Raw genomic sequence first — 3,147 nt, 5'->3', positions numbered from 1 at the left:
ATGTAAGACCATACTGGCCGGATCAAATTCAATCGGTCCATAAGGTACGATACGCGCATCATGCCAACCTTGTCCTTCTTCATAATCCATGACAAACATATAGTCGGTCTGATACTTGCCAAATCCCAGATTTCCGGTTGGTTTCTCTTTTAGATCTTTTCTTTCTTCAAAACGAATTTTCATTTCGATTCCTCCTATCCTAACATCATACGGTCATTGGCAAATTCTTCACCACTGGCTTCTTCAAATTTTCTTAAAAGATCCGAAACTTTTAATTTCTTCTTTTCTTCTCCTTTAACATCATAAATGATCTGCCCTTCATGCATCATAATCAAACGATTGCCAATATGAATCGCATCCTGCATGTTATGCGTAACCATCAAAGTTGTCAGGTTTTGTTCACTGACGATTTCCTGTGTCAAATCCAATACTTTTTTCGCCGTCCTTGGATCTAATGCCGCTGTGTGTTCATCCAACAATAACAGCTTTGGTTTGATCAATGTAGCCATCAATAACGTTAAAGCCTGTCTTTGCCCACCGGACAACAAACCTACCTTTGATGTCATACGATCTTCCAAACCTAATCCTAAGCGCTTTAGCTGTTCATGGAAATTTTCCTTTTCCTTAGGTGTGATACCCCAGCGCAGGCCTCTTTTCTTGCCTCGACGATTCGCCATTGCCAGATTTTCCTGAATGGCCATATCGGCAGCTGTTCCCAACATAGGGTCTTGAAAAACACGTCCGATCATTTGCGCTCTCTGGTATTCTGCCAAAAGCGAAATATTTTTTCCATCCAAATAAATAGTTCCACAATCGATTGGATATACACCGGCAACCATGTTCATCATCGTACTTTTTCCGGCACCGTTTCCACCGATGATCGTGATAAAATCACCTTCATTTACCACTAAATCAATCGCGTTCAAAGCCTTCTTTTCATTGACGGTTCCCGGATTGAACGTCTTCGATACCTTATTGATCTTCAGCATGTTAACGCTCCTTTCCGGTCAGCTTCTTATACATAGAAAGCTGTTTGTGTTTATTCATAACGATTGGAACAGTCAGGGCTATTGCGACTAAAATTGCCGTCAAAAGCTTTAAATCATCCGTATTTAATCCTAACTGTAAAACAACCGCTACAATGATACGATAGATTACAGAACCGACAACGATAGAAGTTAGACGCGTTCCAAATGCACCTTTATAACCAAAGATTACTTCACCGATTACGATAGAAGCCAGCCCGATAACGATAGCACCGATTCCCATACGCACATCCGCATAGCCTTGTTGTTGTGTGACCAAAGCACCGGATAAGGCAATCAAACCATTGGAGATCATCAAGCCCAAAGTTTTAGTAACATTGGTATTCACGCCTAAGGCACGTACCATCTGCTCATTATTTCCGGTCGCACGAATGCTGGAGCCAATCTCTGTTCCAAAATACCAATATAAGATTACGATCACCAAAATCGTAACGATCAATCCAATGATCAAAACAATCCAGTTATTGGAAAGACCTGTCAGGTTTTCCAATCCCTCAAAAATATTATCATATTGAAGTAACGGCGTGTTGGAGCGCCCCATGATTCGTAAGTTGATCGAATATAAACCAATTTGCGTAAGTATTCCTGCCAAAATAGCCGGAATCTGACATTTTGTATGTAAAAAGCCTGTCACAAAGCCGGCGATAAATCCGGCAATCGTACTTAAAATCAAAGACAAGACCGGATCTACACCATTGACCAGACAGACAGCACAGACAGCTCCGCCAGTCGCAAAAGAGCCATCTACCGTCAAATCGGCAATATCTAATAATCGAAACGTGATATAGACACCTAAAGCCATCAATCCCCATAGGATCCCCTGGCTCAAGGCACCCTGCATAGCCAATAAAATACTCATGATTATGCTGCCGTTTCTACCATTTCTGCTTTTGCCGCTAAATCATCCGGAATAGTGATACCAAGTTCTTCTGCAGCACTCTTATTGATCGTCAAAACACAGTCTTTCGGATCTAGATATTCAATCGGCATTTCAGCTGGTGATTTTCCATCCTTTAAAATTTCTTCAGCCTGTTTAGCTGCCATTTCACCCAGTTTATGATAATCAATACCATAAGTTGCCAAACCACCGTTTTCTACCATGCCACTTTCTCCGACAATACATGGAATTCCATTCGCATTGGAAACCTGAGCTACTGCAGACATACCTTCCGCTAATAAATTATCGGTTGGAATATAGATCGCATCGACTTTACCAATTAAAGATTCTGTCACCTGCTGAATAGAGCTGGAATCCGCTACAGTAGCTTCCTGCCATTCCAATCCAGCAGCGTCCAATGCCTTTTCGGCCATTTCAGCCTGAATCTTGGAGTTATCCTCGCTGCTGCAGTACATAACCGCTACCTTTTTGGCATCCGGTACAATCTGTGTCAATAGCTCAATTTGTTTTTCCACCGGTGTTAAATCACTAACGCCTGTTACATTTCCTCCCGGTTCTTCATTATCCTTAACGATTCCTGAAGCTGCCGGATCGGTCACGGCATTGACAATGATAGGAATATCGCTTGTTTTTTTAGCTGCTGTTTGCGCTGATGGTGTCGCAATCGCATAAATCAGATCATCACCATCATTCATAAACTTATCCACGATCGTAGCACAGTTTGACTGATCGTTTGAAGCATTTTGATAATCAAATGTCGTATTCTCTTCTGTATATCCGGCTTCCTTTAAACCATCCATAAAGCCTTCATAGGCCTGGTCCAAAGCCGGATGCTCGGCCAGCTGAATGATTCCAATTTTCGTTGTGTCTTCGGATTGGCCTCCACCTGAACAAGCTGCCAAAGAGAAAGCCGCCGCCAGCGCAAGACCACATTTTAATAAGTTTTTCATAATCTCATCCTCCGCGTTTATAAGTCATGGTTACATTGTATTCTTTCAAAAGATGTAAGTCAATGTAACACGATGAAACTTTTCATATATTTTTACATTTGATATGATATACCCGTCTTTAGAAGCTAGCACCATGTTTTTTTGACTCTAAACTTGATCGAAACTCCTCAGAAGTCCCGTGTTTACGGAACTTTTTTGTTTTCTAAATAATTTTAAAAATTTTTTTATTTATGTTATAATAATGGTGTTATAT

Annotated in this window: 3 protein-coding genes and 1 pseudogene; all 4 read right to left on the bottom strand. The window is 41.0% G+C overall.

Translation table 11 applies throughout. The features are described from left to right. Nucleotides 1-183 (bottom strand): annotated as a pseudogene (locus U0M88_RS09315) (branched-chain amino acid aminotransferase); the annotation flags it as partial. Nucleotides 184-194: 11 nt separating this feature from the next. Next, complete coding sequence (locus tag U0M88_RS09310) at nucleotides 195-989, bottom strand: ABC transporter ATP-binding protein (RefSeq protein WP_117446477.1); 795 nt, start codon at nucleotides 987-989, stop codon at nucleotides 195-197. Between the two features lies 1 nt (nucleotide 990). Next, nucleotides 991-1,905: an ABC transporter permease gene (locus tag U0M88_RS09305; RefSeq protein ID WP_294687211.1), complete on the bottom strand. Its 915-nt coding sequence runs from the start codon at nucleotides 1,903-1,905 to the stop codon at nucleotides 991-993. Nucleotides 1,906-1,907: 2 nt separating this feature from the next. Further along, the gene (locus U0M88_RS09300; protein WP_195222369.1) at nucleotides 1,908-2,894 is read right to left on the bottom strand and encodes an ABC transporter substrate-binding protein; all 987 of its coding nucleotides are present in this window, start codon (nucleotides 2,892-2,894) and stop codon (nucleotides 1,908-1,910) included. Between the last annotated feature and the right edge of the window lie 253 nt (nucleotides 2,895-3,147).

The sequence above is a fragment of the Faecalicoccus sp. genome (genome assembly GCF_036552745.1).
In the GTDB taxonomy this organism is placed as follows: domain Bacteria; phylum Bacillota_I; class Bacilli_A; order Erysipelotrichales; family Erysipelotrichaceae; genus Faecalicoccus.
This window is presented reverse-complemented; position numbering and strand designations above follow the sequence as displayed.